The sequence below is a fragment of the Serratia sp. MMO-28 genome (assembly GCF_037199905.1).
Classification (GTDB): Bacteria; Pseudomonadota; Gammaproteobacteria; order Enterobacterales; family Enterobacteriaceae; genus Chania; species Chania oryzae.
Genome location: NZ_JBBCVB010000001.1, coordinates 129489 through 145564 on the forward strand (window position 1 = coordinate 129489; position 16076 = coordinate 145564).

Here is a 16076-nt window from a genome sequence, read left to right on the forward strand (position 1 = left end):
ATAAACACTCCCGGCCATCAGAACATAATCTCTCGGTGGTCCGGGATTTTTTTTGAAAAATCATAACAAGCAGGATAAAAATTATGGCCAGTTTCCGTGAATTAAATATTGCCTCTAAAGCTAATGCCGGGATTGAGATCCCTGTCGTGATCCCTGGTGGTGAAAAGGGGGTACAAACCGGTGAGTTGCTTACCGTATTAAGCACCTACAGCGAACGCTTCCGCAAAGCGGAAGCCGATGGCTATCGCCGCATTCGCGAATATGTGCGTGATGCGGAGGCCAAAAATAAAACCATGGATGACAAAATCTATGAAGAAGTGGCGTTAGACTCCATCGCACAGTTGATTATTGACTGGACCTATGACGAACCCTGTACCACAGAGAACGTCAAACTCTTTTTACAAACCAATCCCCATATGTATGACACGGTGAATCGTGTTGCAGCGGACCACAGCGTTTTTTTCGCCAACGCCGCGACCAGTTAATTCAACGCCTCGCGGCGGAGTGGGAACTGAATATTCCCCCTAAGGGGAGTAAAGTTGCTCTGCGTAAGCATCTGGAAAAAGTGTGGCAAGTGACCGGTAAAAAACCGGCAAAGCTTGTTGAGCTGGATAATACGCCCTTCCCGGAAGAGCTCGGCTATCTCTATCAATGGTTTGCCGAATTTTATAATGGTCAGCCCTTCAGCTACGGCGAGTTGGAGGCATGGTGTCGTTTGACCTGCCGGCAGTTGGATCCAATCGAAGTCGAAATAATGCGTCACTTGGTGCTGATACGTGAGGGAAACCGGACATGAGCCGGGTTAATGATAAGGCAGGCAATGTATGGCAAATAACACCGTCATTATTGACAATAAAAGTATAGATAAAAGCACGCAATCTATTAAAGAGTATTGCAAAAATATAAAGAATGCGGCATCGGGAACGGCCTCTTTAGCACAGGCTACGGACAAATTAAATGCTATTGCTGTTGATTGCAGCGATGCTTTAAACAACTTAAAGGGGAATGGTGGGAAAAGTGGCGGTACAGTGATTAATATTTCACTGAGTGGTGCGGCTAGTTCTGAGAATAACAACCAAAGTGCTATAAAGAAACTCTTATCCGATAAAATCTCAGGCGACGCTTATTCTGTCTCAAAAAAGAATAATGATTCATATAATCGTGTCGCTGATGAGGTTTCATCTTTGGCACCAAGTTTTGGTCCCTATGGGGTTGCAACAGCAGTCGGTACAAGAATAACTATTGGTGTCATAAATTCCATTGATAAAAAAATAAGTGAAATGGAGCGCGATGCTATCAGCGTACTGGAGTATTATGATAAAAAACCGTTAACAACCAAAGCGGATAAAGATAGATACAATCTAGCTTTAAATCAATTAATTACAGCAATGGAGCGTGAGAAGTTATTAAAAGAGGAGGGGGTTAAAGAAAAAGAGAATGAATATAAAAGAGCATCCGAGCCAATGTCTTTGGCGGACTCAGATAATCCGCAATACGATAATATAAAAGTCACTCCACCAGAATTTTACTCCAATCCTGCAAAATTGGCCGTTGAAGCAGCAAAATTACAACTTAAAAACCACAATGAGATATTAGATAGGTTAAAAGGAGTAAAAGAGTCTGTTAGTAAATCTTTAAATAATCCATTAGAAAGTAGCAATCATTTAAATCAGTTACCGGACCCACAACCCGAAGACTCACAAAACAGGCTGACAGCCACCATTACCTTACAAAAGGAATCGGTCAATTTTGCTGAGCAACACCTTGCTATCCGCCGTCTGGAGCGGGAAGAAGAACAGAAACTACAAGAATTGGCGGCTGCCAAGGCAAAAGAAGACGAAAGAAAGCAAAAAATAGCCGCCGGGCAGCAATACGCCAAAGATTTAATTACTAAAGCCAACCCCCCCTCTGCGTTAGATCAGATCAATAACAATGAACAAGATCAATTGGCTACAGTTGGGCAAAGCCAAATAGTAGATCTGGCCAACTATCAGCTCTACGAAGACGCGAAAACCGCTATTGCTACCACGGCCTCGCAGCAGCGGATAGAGCTTCATCGTCAGGAAGGGCTGACGCAGGTGACTTCTTTGCAAAACGGCATGAGTAGTATGAGCGGTGCAGTGAGCAGCTTAATGAATGTGGCAGAACTGACGGGTGGGAAAGACTCTGCCGCTTATCAGCAAATGTTTGCGCTATCGAAAGGTTTTGCGGTCTCTCAAGCCATGGTCAGCCTACAACTTGCCATTATGCAGGCCATGAGCGATAGCTCTTCGACAAACTCAATGCAAAAATTTGCCAACATGGCTGCTGTTGCCGCTGCGGGTGCAGGCGTTCTTTCAACTCTCGCCAGTGTCACTCTCTCCGGCCAGGCCCATAGCGGCATTGACTTTATTCCACGCGAAGGCACCTGGTTGCTGGATCGCGGTGAACGAGTGGTGGATAGCCGTACTAACGCCGATCTAAAACAGTTCCTGAATGGCGCCCCGTCGTCGGGCGGTGGCTCATCGCTCTCCATTAATGTCCCGGTTACCGTGCAAAACGACGGTGGCGGTTCGTCAATATCTGCTGAAGGGCTAAGCCAGTTGGCTGGCATGATCAAGAGCAAGGTGTATGAGGTGGTCAGTAATGAGCAACGCCCTGGTGGGTTATTGAATAGAGGAGCATACGCGTGAAAACCTTTACCTGGATCCCGGAAGAATCGCTGCAAGTGAGTGTAAAGCCGAAAGTCAAAGTGGTCTCTTTTGGCGATGGTTATGAGCAGCGCTCACCCGACGGTATCAATAACCAACTGCGCAGTTACTCGTTGCAGTTTTCTGGCAGCGCGGAAGATGTCAGGACCATCGATCAGTTTCTGACTGAGCATGGTGGAGCGCAGGCTTTTAGCTGGCTGCCTCCCGACACCCTGAAAAGTGCGCTGTTCAAATGCGAAGAGTGGAACCTGGCCGTTAACGGTTATTGGAATTCGCTGAGTGCCACTTTCCAAGAAGTTGTCGCCTGACAGCAAGGAACAACAAAATGAGAAATATCAGTAACTCACTGGTGCAATCCAGTGCCGCCATCGAGCAGGACACCTTGCTCGATCTCTACCAGGTCGATCTCACCTTTATCGGTGGTGATTTGCTGCGCTTCCACGCTGGACTAAATGAAAAAGGAGAAACGTTGGTGTGGCAAGGGAAGAGTTATCCCCCTTACCCGATTCAAGCCAATGGTTTTGAATTTAACGGCCAGGGTACCAGTAATCGCCCTAAGCTCACCGTTGCCAATATCAGTGGCTTACTCACCGGCTTGAACGAGGATTTTGACGATCTGGTCGGCGCGATCGTCACGCGTCGCCAAGTTCCGCGCCGTGCGCTGGATGCGGTGAACTTCAAACAAGGGAACCCGCAGGCGGATGCTACGCAGGAATTAGTCAGCCGCTATGTCATTGAGCGGCTGACTAATCTTACCAGCGAGGCGGCGACCTATGAACTGGCACTGCCCAGTGAAAGCGATGGCGCCATGCTGCCTGCCAGGGTAATCATCAGCGATGTTTGCCCTTGGGAATATCGTTCTGCCAACTGTAGTTATCGTGGTGGCCCGGTGGCGGATGAGAAAGACAATCCCACCACATCGGCGCAGTTGGATAAATGCGGTAAACGGCTGAACTCCTGCAAAATGCGTTTCGGCAAGAATGGTGTTCTGCCTTTTGGTGGCTTCCCGTCTGCAGCCAAGCTCAGCCGCTGATAGGGGGCACTATGGGCATTGAACAGCTGATTCTGCAGCATGCCGCAGCAGAAGCACCGCTTGAGTGTTGCGGGCTGGTGGTCAGCACTGAAGATCAAACACGCTATCTGCCCTGCAAGAATATCGCCGATCGTCCGGAACTGAATTTTGAGATCTCTCCCGATGACTGGTTACGTGCGCAACTGCAAGGCGACATTCTGGCGGTGGTACACAGCCACCCTGGTGGGCCGAACTACCTCAGCGAAGCCGATCGTGCGATACAAAAACGTACCGCCTGTGAATGGTGGCTGGCAAGCCGCGGATCTCTCCTGCGCTTTCGCAACTGTTTGCCGCTGTTGGGCCGTCAATTCCTGCATGGTACGACCGACTGTTACACCTTGATTCGTGATGCCTATCATCTGGCGGGCATCGAATTACCGGAAGCAGAACGTGAAGATGACTGGTGGCTCGGTGAACAGGAGCTTTATCTGGAGAATATCGTCAGTGCCGGTTTTAGCCGCCTTGCTGACGACAAACCACAACCCGGCGATGTGGTGCTGATCTGCCTTGGCAGCGCACGTGCCAATCATGCCGCCATTTACTGCGGCGACCAGACCATTTTGCATCATGTGCCGCACCGTTTAAGCCGCCGGGATACCTATGGCGGTTACTGGCAGCAATACACTCATTCGATATGGAGACATCAAGCATGGCAACCGTCTGCTTTTACGGCGATCTGCAACGATATGGCCGCCGCTTTCACTTAGAAGTTCACACTGCAGGGGAAGCGCTGCGTGCGCTGATCTCGCAAATTCCTGGGCTGCGCCAGCATATTAGTAATGATTTCTACCGCTTGCGCATCGCTGGGCAAGATATTACGCAAGAAGAGCTCAAGCAGGGGATGCATAGCCCGTTACCGGATAAAGCGGTAATTCATCTGGTGCCTCGAGCATTGGGGGCAAAAAATGCCGGTATTTTCCCGACGATCCTGGGGGCTGTGATGGTCGTGGTTGGGGCCTTTACCATACAGTGGGGAGGGGCTGCGCTGATCGGTGCAGGGATTGGCATGATGGCAAGTGGCGTCGCTAGCATGCTGACCAAAATGCCAACCACACCCATAGCAGGAGACAAAAACATCACCAATACCGCCTTTTCCAATCTGGATAACGGCATTGCTCAAGGCGCAGCCATTCCCCTGTGTTATGGGGAAGTGCGCATTGGCTCCAAAGTGCTGAGCCAGGGGTTGGCTACCGAGTAAGTTCGCGTCAATCAGCAATTTTTCTTTCCACTCAACCCTGGCTTCGCCGGGGTTTTTTTTATCTGAGGTATGTATGGGCAAGGGTGGCGGTGGCGCTCGCACGCCAGTAGAACAAGCGGATAACTTAAAGTCAAAACAGCAATTATCCATTATCGATCTGCTTTGCGAAGGGCAGATCGAAGGCCCGGTTGGTGGGCTAAAAGGGGTCTATCTTAACGATACTCCGATTCAGAACAGTGATGGCTCCAACAACTTTTCTGGCGTTAATGCGCAATGGCTTGCTGGAACGCAGCAGCAATCCTGCCTGGAAGGGTTTTCATCCGCAGAGAATGAAGTGCCGGTTTCTACCGAAGTGAAATATGGCACACCGCTGATCAGAACCATCTCTTCTGCGGATATCGACCGTGTGCGCGTCACCGTTGGCGTCAGCGCGCTGTTCTCGCAAACCTCAGAAGGGGACATTAACGGCAGCAGCGTTGAGTTGCTGGTGCAGGTCAGCAACGGTAGTACCTGGCAAACCCGTGAAACGGTGAAGATTGAGGGGAAAATCCGTTCACAATATCTGCGTTCGGTATTTTTGACCGCGCTACCGAAGGCCCCGTTTAATATCAGGGTGGTACGTAACACCTCAGACAGCACCAGCAGTAAAGTCGAGAATAAAACCCTGTGGTCCAGCTATACCGAAATCATCGACAGCAAACTCAGCTACCCAAATACCGCGCTGGTAGGGCTCTCTTTTGACTCTTCGCAGTTTCAGGGGGTGCCAAAGCGTAACTATCTGATTCGCGGCCTGATGATCAAAGTCCCCAGCAACTATACGCCGGAAACCCGCACTTACAGTGGGATGTGGGATGGCAGCTTCAAGATTGCCTGGAGTAATAACCCGGCGTGGATCTTCTACGATCTGGTGATGAACGAGCGTTATGGCCTAGGGAAACGCCTGGGGAGTTTTGGTTGCGACAAGTGGGCCATGTACAGCATTGCGCAATACTGCGATGTGATGGTCGACGACGGCTTCGGTAACAAAGAACCGCGTATGACTTGTAACTGCTATATCACCGATCGTCGTCAGGCGTATGAGGTGGTGAACGATCTGGCGTCGATCTTCCGTGCCATGCCAGTGTGGGATGGCATGCAGATGAGCTGTGTGCAGGATCGGCCCAGCGATCCGGTCTGGCGTTATACCAACGCCAACGTGGTGGATGGCAGCTTCAGTTATCAATCCAGCGCCCAGAAGGCACGGCATACGGCGGCGCATGTGCGCTATGTCGATCCCGCCAATGGCTGGAAGACCGCGACGGAATACGTTTCTGACGATGTGATGATTGCCCGTTACGGTCTCAACGTCACCGAGATCGATGCCTTCGGCTGTACCTCGCGCGGTCAGGCCCGTCGCACTGGTCAGTGGATACTGCAAACCGAACGGCTGGAAAAGCAGTCGGTCAGTTTCAATGTCGGGCGCGAAGGCATGAAACATCTGCCAGGGGATATCATTGAAATCGTTGATAACCAGTATACCGGCAGCCGCAGCGGTGGGCGCATCAAGGCCATCAGTGGCCGCACTGTTACGCTGGATCGCGACATCACCATCCCCGCAGGGCAGCGCGCCTACTTGGGTTACATCGGGAAAGATAATAAGCCTGCTCAGGTGGATATTGCCTCGCGGCCACTACCTAATCAGGTGGTATTGGCTCAGGATGTGACCGGCCTCCAGTTGCAGGGCGTTTGGACGCTCTCGCTCGCCAGCCTGAAGCCGCGGCTGTTCCGCGCTATGTCGATCGGTGAAAACGACGATGGCACTTACAGCATTAATGCATTGCAACACGTGCCAGAAAAAGAAGCGGTGGTGGATAACGGCGTCCGTTTTGATCCTAAACCTGTGCGGCCTTATGGCGGCAACCTGCCGCCGGTGGAACATCTGCGGGTGGAAGCCATCCCAGACAGCACCGTAATGCAGGCTCGCGCTTACTGGTCGACTCCAACGGTGAACCAGCATGTCACTTTTGAGGTGAAGCTCACCAGGGGCGGAGCGGTGGTATTGCGGGAAAACACCCCCGATACCCAATATCTGCTGAACGGCCTGGAGGTAGCGGACTATAAGATCTCAGTACGTTGCCGCGACAGCGAGGGGCGTTTAGGGGAAGAGACGGTAGTCGACTTTTCTCTTAATGCTCCCGCACCTCCGGCCTATATCGATGTCACACCTGGGGTGGGGCGCATTACTTTGCAGCCGCACTTTGCCGGTGCGGTTTCTTTTAATACCCTGTTTGAGTTCTGGTATGCGGAAAAAGCGCTGACGTTGAATCAAGTCGAATCAATGGCGGTGAAGTTGGTTACCAGCAGCTACTATATTCACGATCGCTTAAAGCATGGCAAAACCTATTACTACTACGTCCGCTCGGTAAACCCTTACGGTAAATCGGCGTTTATCGGCGTTGAAGCGCAAACCAGCAGCGATGCGTCAGAAATTCTGGACGTAATTGCCGATAAGGTGATGAGCAGTGAATTAGGCAAAAGCCTGACGGAAAGCGTAGAAAAAAATAATCAGGACCTGAATGAAGCGGCGAATGCCATTATCAGTAATGCCTTGGCAAACGATGCCGATGCACGCGAATGGCGGAAAAAAGTTGGCCAAACGGATGCGGCAATTACTGAAGTGAAGCAGGTGGTAGCAGACGGCGAACAGGCAACCGCGACGGTATTACAGCAATTAACCAGTAAAACCGATAATACCGCGGCATCCTTAACCCAATTGTCGACCACGGTGGCTAATAACAACAGCGCAACGTCACAGCAGATTACCGGGCTAAACAGCCAGATCGGCACAGTTTCTGCCAATGTACAGCAAACCTCGAAAACCGTAGCGGATCTGAATGGCAAACTGTCTGCATCCTGGAATATTAAGGTGGGCACCACCAGCAATGGCAAACAGTATGCAGCCGGTATTGGCGTGGGGGTGGAAAATACCCCTAGCGGTATGCAGAGCCAGGTACTCTTTTCTGCCGATAGATTTGCTTTTATTAATACCGCCAATGGTACCACCAGCACACCCTTTGTGATTGACGGTGGTCAGACGATTATTAATAGCGCTTTTATTAAGGATGGGAGTATTACGAGTGCGAAGATTGGGGATGCACAAATAACAAAAGCTAAAATCGGCAATGCTCAAGTTGATACCTTAAAAATAGGTGAAAACTCTGTCGTTATTCCTAACTCATTCTCATCTACGGATCAAATGATACAATATGGCAACGGAGCATATAATCAGGTTGTGTCTGGTAGCGTATACTATCCGTTTACCACAAAAGTAATAGTTATTGTTGTGATTAAACAGGGGTACATTAGCAATAGTACTCGAGTTCTGGCTAACGTTAGAATTGATGGTCAAATAATGGGAACATTTGGTGCTGGTTTTGCCAATGATTCACCAGTGATTATGTGTAGTGCAACTCTAGGGGCAGGAACACATACCTTCAGCGTAGAATGGTACGGTATCAATAACCAAGTTATTTTTAATAAGGCTGATATGGCCGTATGGGGGGCTATGAGATGAGTAAGCAATTTTCATTCTGTGATTCAGTTGGCCGTATATTACAATATGCTCTGTGCAGAGATATCGATGCAGAGGCAACGGCAAAAGCCAGTGGTTTAACGAAAGTAGAAGGGTATTTTGATAGTAACCTTTTTTTTCTTAAGGGAAATGCAATTGTTGAGCGGCCAGTAATGGACATTACTTACTCTGATAATGTCCTAAAAAATGTTCCCATTGGTTCTAAAGTCCGTATTGATAATGAAGAGTATCAAGCTGATGGTACTGATATTGAATTATCTTTTTTGCATAATGCTGAATATCATATACAGGTATTCAACTTCCCTTATCAGGACTTCTCCATTAGGGTTACGCCATGAAGATTAGACTAAAAAAAGATTACGCTGAGGAGCGGCGTAAACATTATATGTCAATAGGTGATCAATTGGATGCTATATATGAACTAGCAAAACACTTTCAAGAGAATGGCGAACGATTCCCTGAAAAAGTGGTGCAATGGATTAACCAGGTTGATTCTGTAAAGCAAGAAGTCAAAAAAATATAAAAACCGTTTTTTAATCATAAAAATAACAAGTTAAAAGAGAGCAACGCTATGTCAATGTATGAAACTGGGAAAATCACCGGTAAAATAAATACTAACTTGGTCACTGGTACCGATACCAAATGGGATGATGCTAAAAATGGCATTGCTGCTGGTGCTATTCTGGTGGTGGGGGGGGCCGGTAAAGTGGATATGTACCAAATCAGCAAGGTCAACAGCGCAACCCAGCTGACTTTGAGCCGCACTATTACACAGGATTTTACCAACTCCCCTTATGGGATTATTGTAGCTGAAAGTAATAGCACGGCTTCATTTGCCAATCAATTAACGGCAATGCTGAGCTATTACCAAACGCAGCTTAACGGTTGGCAACAGATCCTGACCGGTACTGGTGACATCAAACTTACGGCCCCTGATGGTACGGCAGTTACCGTTAAAAGCCAGACGGCATTTAATACCGCTGTCAGTAATGCCTTAGATAAAACCAAAAATGGCACCGATATTCCTGACAAAGTAGCATTCCGTAAAAACATTGGTTTAAAAGCGGCGGCAGAAAGGGATGTCGGGACATCTGCTGGTCAACTGATGGAAGTCGGTGCCTTTGGTGGGCCGACTGGGAATAACCGTTTCTTTCAAGTGAACAGTGACGGTGGTGCACCCAAAACGGTGGATTGGAATAGCATTACGGCACCAGGGCTATACCCCTCTTTGTTAAGAAGTAATGATTTCAGCCCTAACGGCCCGCAGGGAACAGGATATTATTTTTATTGTATTGTCTATAAGTATTCAGACACCTCAGTGGAGCAATGGGCTTTTCCTTATGCAACTGAGGGTAACGGGCGTATGTTTTACCGTAGCATGTATTCTGGGAAATGGGCCGAATGGTCTGAGGTGCATAACTCAGCCAACCCAATAGATACCAGTAAGAATCCTGTATTCCGAGGGAGTCAAATTCTATTACAAAACAGTGGTAGGCGTCATATCCGTACTGAAACCACGGTGGGGGCAGCGGATGGTTATATCTACAAAGATCCAGATGGTTCCTGGGTAATACAGAATTATATCAATAACGTAATAAAAAACCATTGGAGTTTCACTAATACGGGAATGATGCAGCTTGGCAACATACTCGTTAATAATGATGCTCATGGTATTATTCGCGGTGCAGTTCAAGGTGGTCTTTATGTCGATTGGCAAAAGAGAGCTGCTGGCCTATTAGTTGATTGCCCTAATGCTGAAACCTCTGCTCATCAAATTTGGAAAGCCACACAATGGGGGCGTGCGCATCTCGCCGGTATGGATGTTCATTATCCGACGAATGGAACTATTCAAGCGCTTATGCATGTTGGTGATGCTAACTTTATTTGGTATAGCAATGGGGTTTTCTCCTGTCAATCATTACAGCAACTCTCTGATATTCGACATAAAAAACAGGTCGAAAGTATCACTAATCCAGAGGAAATCATCCAATCCTGGAACGGCAAGACCTGGGTTTATAAAAAAAGCGAAACAGCCAGCGCCGGATTGATTGCGCAAGATGTACAACAGAAATTCCCTGTCGCCGTTAATACCGCTTCAGATGGTACATTAACGCTGGATTACAGTGCGACGACAGGTGTTATTGTTGAAGTGGTGAAAAACTTACTCAATCGTCAACAAGAGTTAGAGGAACGTATTTTGCAGCTTGAGCAAAAGCTTACCTCGGAAGCGAAGAAAGTATAAAGTTTTTACTGTAACTCTCTTTCATAAATAGTAATAAACCCCGTTTAATTTTTTGGTAATTAACTGGTCTTTTCCTTCACTGCCACTTTTCAGAGTGGCAGTGAAGGTTGTATCTGGAGGGTAAATAATCTTTTATAACAGTAGAAAATTGAAAGAGCTTAACCCGATTTAAGTAATTTGCTCAGTTGCTTGTAAAGAGAAAGTAATGCAGTTGGACTGAGTTATGCACGATATGAAATCGTGCAAAAGTCAAGAAAGCATCTCCAATCGTCAAATTATTCGGTAATGGTCAATGTGAACTCAACGACCAAAACCCAGGCGTAACCACCGCTCGCAACAAGCTGCCGCTTGTTTGGGTGGATTATGCGGTTGAAGAATCCGGCGATCTATTGATCAAAACCTTCCATCGGGCAAATTCATCTGCCCCTACTTTCGCTCAAAACATTATCACCGGTTACAAAGACGGCGATCCGATCGATATCCCGGCGGGGCGCTGGTTGGATCTGCGCGTGCAAATCTATGGCGCAGAACCAAAATTGGCAGATATTCAGCCCGCAACCGATCTTGACGACGAATCAACCGAAGATAGCCGTGCCGAGTAATGATGTTATCTGCTGTATCCAGCCCCGCGAGCGATGCGGGGTTTTTTATTTCTGAGGAGAGTCTATGTCAGAACCCATTTCAAGTGCGGCAATGGCGACCGCTATTGTCACTGGCGCGACCATTGCCGGGCTGCTGTCTGGCCCTGAGGCCGCCGATGTGGTGATTGGTGCGTTTATCGGTTCGGTGATCTTCGTCATTAGCGCGAAAGATTACCCTTTTGCCACCCGAACCGTGCTGTTTGTCGTGTCGTTCGTTATTGGTGTGGTATCGAGCGAGTTTTTTGCCAATGCAATATCCACTACCTTGCCGGGCGAATTGGCGGTGACCAAGCTGATTGGCGCCATTGTCAGTTCCGCTGTCAGTGTCCGTTTATTAATGGCGCTAACCAAGCGTGCGGCAGACCCGGATCTGCTCAAAAAAGGGGGGCATAACAATGAGCCTTAATACCCTATTGGTCGTTATCAATGGAATAGCCTGCAGTTTGATCGCACTACGGTTGCTCGCCTTTCGCCGTGGTAAGAATGGGCATAATTATGGTGCGGCCATTTTTGCTTTTTGCATCATTGTGGCCAGTGGCACGGTGGCGATCCGCCTTGTTCTGGGCGTATACGATGAGGTGGATCCCGCCGAAGCCCTACTCAACGTTGCGCTATGCATTGGTGTGTTTTCGGTTAAGGGCAACATTAAGCGATTGGTTCGTTTCTCTGGTATTAAAACAGGTGAGGCAGGCCATGAGTAGCCTGATATCTCATCGGTAAAGGGTGGTTTACTCAAAACTCTCTAAATAGCGTTTAGTGGCGCCATGCTATTTTTTCTTTTTAGCCTTTCTTTGTTCCGAAGCAGGCCGCGCTTGTGCCAGTTCTTTAATCAATGGCAACAGGATCTGTACGCTGTCGTGGCTGCGTTGTTCGATGCGCCCCGGCAGATTATTTTCCAAATGCTGCAGATTATCGTATTGCGGGCGATGCCAGGTCACTCCCTGTGGGAACTGCGGGCTGGCAGCCGTTTGCTGATAACCATCGTTATCCCCCAGCGACCAGTTGGTCGCTTCCACCGCTAAAACCGGGATTTTTGCATCGTCAAAAACCGTGTGATCGGAGCAGCAGCCGGTTCCCTTGGGGTACTTTTTACTGCCTGGGTTAATGGCGGCGGTAATCCCGTAGCGCTGGGCGATTTCTAACGCACGATCGCGGGTGATTTTGGCAACCTCCGGCGCGGTGTTGCGCCCTGAATGGAAATAGAGTTGATCGCCAGCGATCAGGTTATCGAGATTGATCACTAACAGCGTGTTGTCGCGTTCTTCCTGCGTCATGCGCCTCAGGTAGTTTTTCGCTCCCAGCGATTTGAGTTCCTCACCGCTGGTGGCCAGAAAACGCAGCCTGTAAACGGTGGGAATATCTTTCATCTGTTGTGCCAGTTCCAGCATCACCCCAACCCCGGAAGCATTATCATCCACGCCCTGCAGCGTCGGCCCGCCCAAGTTGTTGTGGACTTCATGGTCGCCTTGCGGAGTGTAGGTATCGAAATGCGCCATGATGATGATCTGCTTATCCTGCCTGCTCTTCTGGGCGGCAATCACCGAAGTAACGGTAACCTTGTTCCAATCTTCGCTGGTATCGTTTTTGATATAAAGATATTGGGCATTAAAGCTGCGGGTGTTGCTCAGGTAACCCATACTGGCAAACTGCTGTTGCAGGTAATCTGCAGCGAGTGATTCAGCCTGGCTGCCAGCCATCCGCCCAGGAAAATGCGTGGCGATATGCCATATCTGCTTGGCGGCGAACCGGCCCAATGATGCACCTTCCGCCGGTTTGGCTTTTTTTGTTTCTTTCGCTTTTTGGGTCGATTGGGTTGTGGGGGCAGCCTTGGCCGCATGGCTGACGGTGGAGAGCAGCATTTGCTCGGCAGCAAATTGGCCAGGGGCTGGCTCTGCTATGGCCGGGGTATTTGCCTTGTTAGCGATCAGACTATGTTCGGCAGCAAATTGGCCTAATTTGGCTTCCTTGACAGGTTTTGTGTTGGCCGAAACGCTTGTAACGCAGCCGAGAATGGCCATCAATAAAGCGGCTCTCAGGCAAAAGCGGGAAAACATACCGAAAAATCCTTTTTAGGTGCCAACGAGGCCGATTATTTTTTTGCGGTATCCAGTATGGGATGCTATTGGCAATTACACAATTTCTGCGTTTCTTAATTTAGGGTTAAACGTGCAGGCGTTTGCCTCTTTGCTATTCCTCCCGGTTTGCGCTGCAGCCTTATTCCATTATCGAACAAGCAATTCCTTTTCGTCATTTCAGAGGCTAAATCCCACCCCGTATAGTCACACTATCTTTCAGTTATATGAAAAGGCCGTTGTGGACTATCTACCAATATTTGCCGACCTTAAACAACGTCCGGTGCTGGTCGTTGGCGGCGGCGAAGTGGCTGCGCGCAAAGTCGATCTTCTCATACGTACCGGCGCTGAAATACGGATAGTTGCGCAGGCTCTTTCGCCGGAAATCGAACGTCTTTATCAGCAAGGGCAGGTTCACTGGTTAGCCTCGTCTTTTGCTCCGCAGCAACTGGATGAGGTGTTTCTGGTGATTGCGGCTACCGATAACAGCCAACTGAACGCGGAGGTGTATGCCGAAGCGGATAAACGCCGCGTACTGGCAAACGTAGTGGACGATCAGCCGCGCTGTTCCTTTATTTTCCCATCAATTATCGATCGTTCACCGCTGGTGGTGGCGGTTTCTTCCAGTGGTCAGGCTCCGGTGCTGGCGCGCATGCTGCGTGAAAAGCTGGAGGCCCTGTTGCCTGCCAGCCTTGGGCAGGTGGCAGAAGTGGCTGGGCGTTGGCGCAGCCAGGTGAAACAGCAACTCTCATCTATCGGGGCAAGACGGCGTTTCTGGGAGAAAACCTTTGCTGGCCGTTTCGCGACCTTGGTAGCTAATGGCCAAACGGCGCAGGCTGAGCGGCAGTTGGCGCAAGATCTCACCGCTTTTGCGCAGGGCAACGAAGGCCAGCAGGGAGAGATCGCCCTGGTCGGGGCAGGCCCAGGCGATGTCGGCCTGTTGACGCTGCGCGGGTTGCAGGTGATGCAACAGGCAGACGTGGTGCTGTATGACCATCTGGTGAGTGATGAAACGCTGGATTTGGTGCGCCGCGACGCTGAGCGGATCTGCGTGGGCAAACGCGCCGGTGCGCACTCGGTGATTCAGGAAGAAACCAACCGCCTGCTGGTGGAGCTGGCGCAGCAGGGCAAACGCGTGGTTAGGCTGAAGGGCGGCGATCCCTTTATCTTTGGCCGCGGTGGTGAAGAGCTGCAGGTGGCCGCCGCCGCCGGGATCCCGTTCCAGGTGGTGCCGGGAGTGACCGCAGCCGCGGGGGCAACGGCGTATGCCGGTATCCCGCTGACGCATCGCGATCACGCGCAGAGCGTGACCTTTATTACCGGCCATTGCCGCCCGGACGGGGAGGGATTGGACTGGGCCGATCTGGCGCGGGCGCGCCAGACCTTGGCAATCTACATGGGTACCATGAAGGCGGCGGATATCAGCCGTAACCTGATCGCCCATGGCCGCGAGGCCAACACGCCGGTGGCGGTGATCAGCCGCGGCACGCGGCCGGATCAACAGGTGCGGATTGGGGCTCTGCAACAATTGGAACAATTGGCCCAACAGGCACCATTGCCGGCGCTGCTGGTGATTGGTGAGGTGGTGGAGCTGCACCATCAAATCGCCTGGTTTGGGCATCAACCGCAGGCGGAAGGGGCTAAGCCCCCGGCCGTCGTGAATTTGGCTTAAGGATCTGCTATGGACGAAAAACGACTCACTCATTTGCGGCAATTGGAGGCGGAGAGTATCCATATCATCCGTGAAGTCGCCGCTGAATTTGCTAACCCGGTGATGATGTACTCCATCGGGAAAGACTCCTCCGTGATGCTGCACCTGGCACGCAAGGCGTTTTATCCGGGGACCTTACCCTTCCCGCTGTTGCATGTGGACACCGGCTGGAAATTCCGTGAAATGTATGAGTTCCGCGATCGTACCGCTAAAGAGTACGGTTTCGAACTGCTGGTGCATAAGAACCCGGAAGGCGTGGCAATGGGGATCAACCCATTCGTACACGGCAGCGCCAAACATACCGATATTATGAAAACCGAAGGCCTGAAGCAGGCCCTGAATAAGTACGGTTTTGATGCCGCCTTCGGCGGGGCGCGCCGCGATGAGGAGAAATCCCGCGCCAAAGAGCGCATCTATTCGTTCCGCGATCGCTTCCATCGCTGGGATCCGAAAAATCAGCGCCCGGAGCTGTGGCATAACTATAACGGCCAGATCAATAAGGGGGAGAGTATCCGCGTTTTCCCGCTGTCGAACTGGACCGAGCTGGATATCTGGCAATACATCTTCCTGGAGAAGATCGACATTGTGCCGCTGTACCTGGCGAAGCCGCGCCCGGTAGTGGAGCGTGATGGCATGTTGCTGATGGTGGATGACGATCGCATCGATCTGCAACCGGGGGAGATGATCAGCCAGCGTATGGTGCGTTTCCGCACCCTTGGCTGCTGGCCGCTGACCGGTGCGGTAGATTCTTCGGCGCAAACGCTGCCGGAGATTATCGAAGAGATGCTGATTTCCACCACCAGTGAGCGTCAGGGCCGCATGATCGATCGCGATCAGTCTGGCTCGATGGAACTTAAAAAGCGCCAAGGGTACTTCTAA

17 protein-coding genes are annotated in these 16076 nt (G+C 50.2%); 16 read left to right on the forward strand and 1 reads right to left on the reverse strand.

Annotated elements, in window-relative coordinates:
- Positions 1-83: 83 nt before the first annotated feature.
- The 14 genes from WG891_RS00535 (at position 84) to WG891_RS00600 (ending at position 12115) form a co-directional block, all read left to right on the forward strand.
- Positions 84-485, forward strand: coding sequence for a hypothetical protein (locus WG891_RS00535; RefSeq protein ID WP_337261179.1), 402 nt, complete (start codon positions 84-86; stop codon positions 483-485).
- 89 nt (positions 486-574) lie between these two features.
- Positions 575-796 (forward strand): phage tail assembly chaperone, encoded by a 222-nt coding sequence (locus WG891_RS00540; protein ID WP_337261180.1) that lies wholly within the window; start codon positions 575-577, stop codon positions 794-796.
- A 28-nt stretch (positions 797-824) separates the two neighbouring features.
- Positions 825-2672 carry a hypothetical protein gene (locus WG891_RS00545; protein ID WP_337261181.1) on the forward strand — a complete coding sequence of 616 codons (1848 nt, stop codon included), beginning with the start codon at positions 825-827 and terminating at the stop codon, positions 2670-2672.
- The gene (locus WG891_RS00550; RefSeq protein ID WP_337261182.1) at positions 2669-2998 is read left to right on the forward strand and encodes a phage tail protein; all 330 of its coding nucleotides are present in this window, start codon (positions 2669-2671) and stop codon (positions 2996-2998) included. Before WG891_RS00545 ends, WG891_RS00550 begins: the two co-directional genes overlap by 4 nt.
- Positions 2999-3015: 17 nt before the next feature.
- Positions 3016-3723, forward strand: a complete 708-nt coding sequence (locus WG891_RS00555) for a phage minor tail protein L (protein WP_337261183.1) — start codon at positions 3016-3018, stop codon at positions 3721-3723.
- 11 nt (positions 3724-3734) lie between these two features.
- Complete coding sequence (locus tag WG891_RS00560; protein ID WP_337261184.1) at positions 3735-4469, forward strand: C40 family peptidase; 735 nt, start codon at positions 3735-3737, stop codon at positions 4467-4469.
- Entirely contained in the window at positions 4412-4960 is a 549-nt protein-coding gene (locus WG891_RS00565) for a tail assembly protein (RefSeq protein ID WP_337261185.1), read from the forward strand. Before WG891_RS00560 ends, WG891_RS00565 begins: the two co-directional genes overlap by 58 nt.
- Before the next feature lie 73 nt (positions 4961-5033).
- Positions 5034-8513, forward strand: coding sequence for a host specificity protein J (locus tag WG891_RS00570; RefSeq protein ID WP_337261186.1), 3480 nt, complete (start codon positions 5034-5036; stop codon positions 8511-8513).
- A complete protein-coding gene (locus WG891_RS00575) occupies positions 8510-8869 on the forward strand; it encodes a hypothetical protein (protein WP_337261187.1) in 360 nt (119 codons plus the stop codon). The genes WG891_RS00570 and WG891_RS00575 overlap by 4 nt, the downstream gene beginning before the upstream one ends.
- Entirely contained in the window at positions 8866-9054 is a 189-nt protein-coding gene (locus WG891_RS00580) for a hypothetical protein (protein WP_337261188.1), read from the forward strand. The genes WG891_RS00575 and WG891_RS00580 overlap by 4 nt, the downstream gene beginning before the upstream one ends.
- 48 nt (positions 9055-9102) lie before the next feature.
- Positions 9103-10773 (forward strand): pyocin knob domain-containing S74 family peptidase, encoded by a 1671-nt coding sequence (locus WG891_RS00585; RefSeq protein WP_337261189.1) that lies wholly within the window; start codon positions 9103-9105, stop codon positions 10771-10773.
- 341 nt (positions 10774-11114) lie between these two features.
- Complete coding sequence (locus tag WG891_RS00590; protein ID WP_443006492.1) at positions 11115-11375, forward strand: phage tail fiber protein; 261 nt, start codon at positions 11115-11117, stop codon at positions 11373-11375.
- Positions 11376-11439: 64 nt separating this feature from the next.
- Positions 11440-11820: a phage holin family protein gene (locus WG891_RS00595; RefSeq protein ID WP_337261191.1), complete on the forward strand. Its 381-nt coding sequence runs from the start codon at positions 11440-11442 to the stop codon at positions 11818-11820.
- Positions 11810-12115 (forward strand): phage holin family protein, encoded by a 306-nt coding sequence (locus WG891_RS00600; protein WP_337261192.1) that lies wholly within the window; start codon positions 11810-11812, stop codon positions 12113-12115. The genes WG891_RS00595 and WG891_RS00600 overlap by 11 nt, the downstream gene beginning before the upstream one ends.
- A gap of 66 nt (positions 12116-12181) precedes the next feature.
- Here the strand turns inward: WG891_RS00600 and WG891_RS00605 are convergent, their stop codons facing one another.
- On the reverse strand, positions 12182-13468 hold the full coding sequence (locus WG891_RS00605; RefSeq protein ID WP_337261193.1) for an aminopeptidase: 1287 nt from the start codon (positions 13466-13468) through the stop codon (positions 12182-12184).
- 259 nt (positions 13469-13727) lie between these two features.
- On the opposite strand from WG891_RS00605, the gene cysG reads away from it, so the two are divergent.
- Both cysG and cysD read left to right on the forward strand, forming a co-directional pair.
- Positions 13728-15158 carry a siroheme synthase CysG gene (cysG, locus tag WG891_RS00610; RefSeq protein WP_337261194.1) on the forward strand — a complete coding sequence of 477 codons (1431 nt, stop codon included), beginning with the start codon at positions 13728-13730 and terminating at the stop codon, positions 15156-15158.
- A gap of 9 nt (positions 15159-15167) precedes the next feature.
- The gene (gene cysD, locus WG891_RS00615; protein WP_337261195.1) at positions 15168-16076 is read left to right on the forward strand and encodes a sulfate adenylyltransferase subunit CysD; all 909 of its coding nucleotides are present in this window, start codon (positions 15168-15170) and stop codon (positions 16074-16076) included.

Excerpts from the sequence above, each read along its gene's own strand:
- WG891_RS00535 (WP_337261179.1), top strand. The coding sequence starts at position 84 with ATGGCCAGTTTCCGTGAATTAAATATTGCCTCTAAAGCTAATGCCGGG.
- WG891_RS00545 (WP_337261181.1), top strand. The coding sequence starts at position 825 with ATGGCAAATAACACCGTCATTATTGACAATAAAAGTATAGATAAAAGC.
- WG891_RS00555 (WP_337261183.1), top strand. The coding sequence starts at position 3,016 with ATGAGAAATATCAGTAACTCACTGGTGCAATCCAGTGCCGCCATCGAG.
- WG891_RS00560 (WP_337261184.1), top strand. The coding sequence starts at position 3,735 with ATGGGCATTGAACAGCTGATTCTGCAGCATGCCGCAGCAGAAGCACCG.
- WG891_RS00565 (WP_337261185.1), top strand. The coding sequence starts at position 4,412 with ATGGCAACCGTCTGCTTTTACGGCGATCTGCAACGATATGGCCGCCGC.
- WG891_RS00570 (WP_337261186.1), top strand. The coding sequence starts at position 5,034 with ATGGGCAAGGGTGGCGGTGGCGCTCGCACGCCAGTAGAACAAGCGGAT.
- WG891_RS00575 (WP_337261187.1), top strand. The coding sequence starts at position 8,510 with ATGAGTAAGCAATTTTCATTCTGTGATTCAGTTGGCCGTATATTACAA.
- WG891_RS00580 (WP_337261188.1), top strand. The coding sequence starts at position 8,866 with ATGAAGATTAGACTAAAAAAAGATTACGCTGAGGAGCGGCGTAAACAT.
- WG891_RS00585 (WP_337261189.1), top strand. The coding sequence starts at position 9,103 with ATGTCAATGTATGAAACTGGGAAAATCACCGGTAAAATAAATACTAAC.
- WG891_RS00595 (WP_337261191.1), top strand. The coding sequence starts at position 11,440 with ATGTCAGAACCCATTTCAAGTGCGGCAATGGCGACCGCTATTGTCACT.
- WG891_RS00600 (WP_337261192.1), top strand. The coding sequence starts at position 11,810 with ATGAGCCTTAATACCCTATTGGTCGTTATCAATGGAATAGCCTGCAGT.
- WG891_RS00605 (WP_337261193.1), bottom strand. The coding sequence starts at position 13,468 with ATGTTTTCCCGCTTTTGCCTGAGAGCCGCTTTATTGATGGCCATTCTC.
- cysD (WP_337261195.1), top strand. The coding sequence starts at position 15,168 with ATGGACGAAAAACGACTCACTCATTTGCGGCAATTGGAGGCGGAGAGT.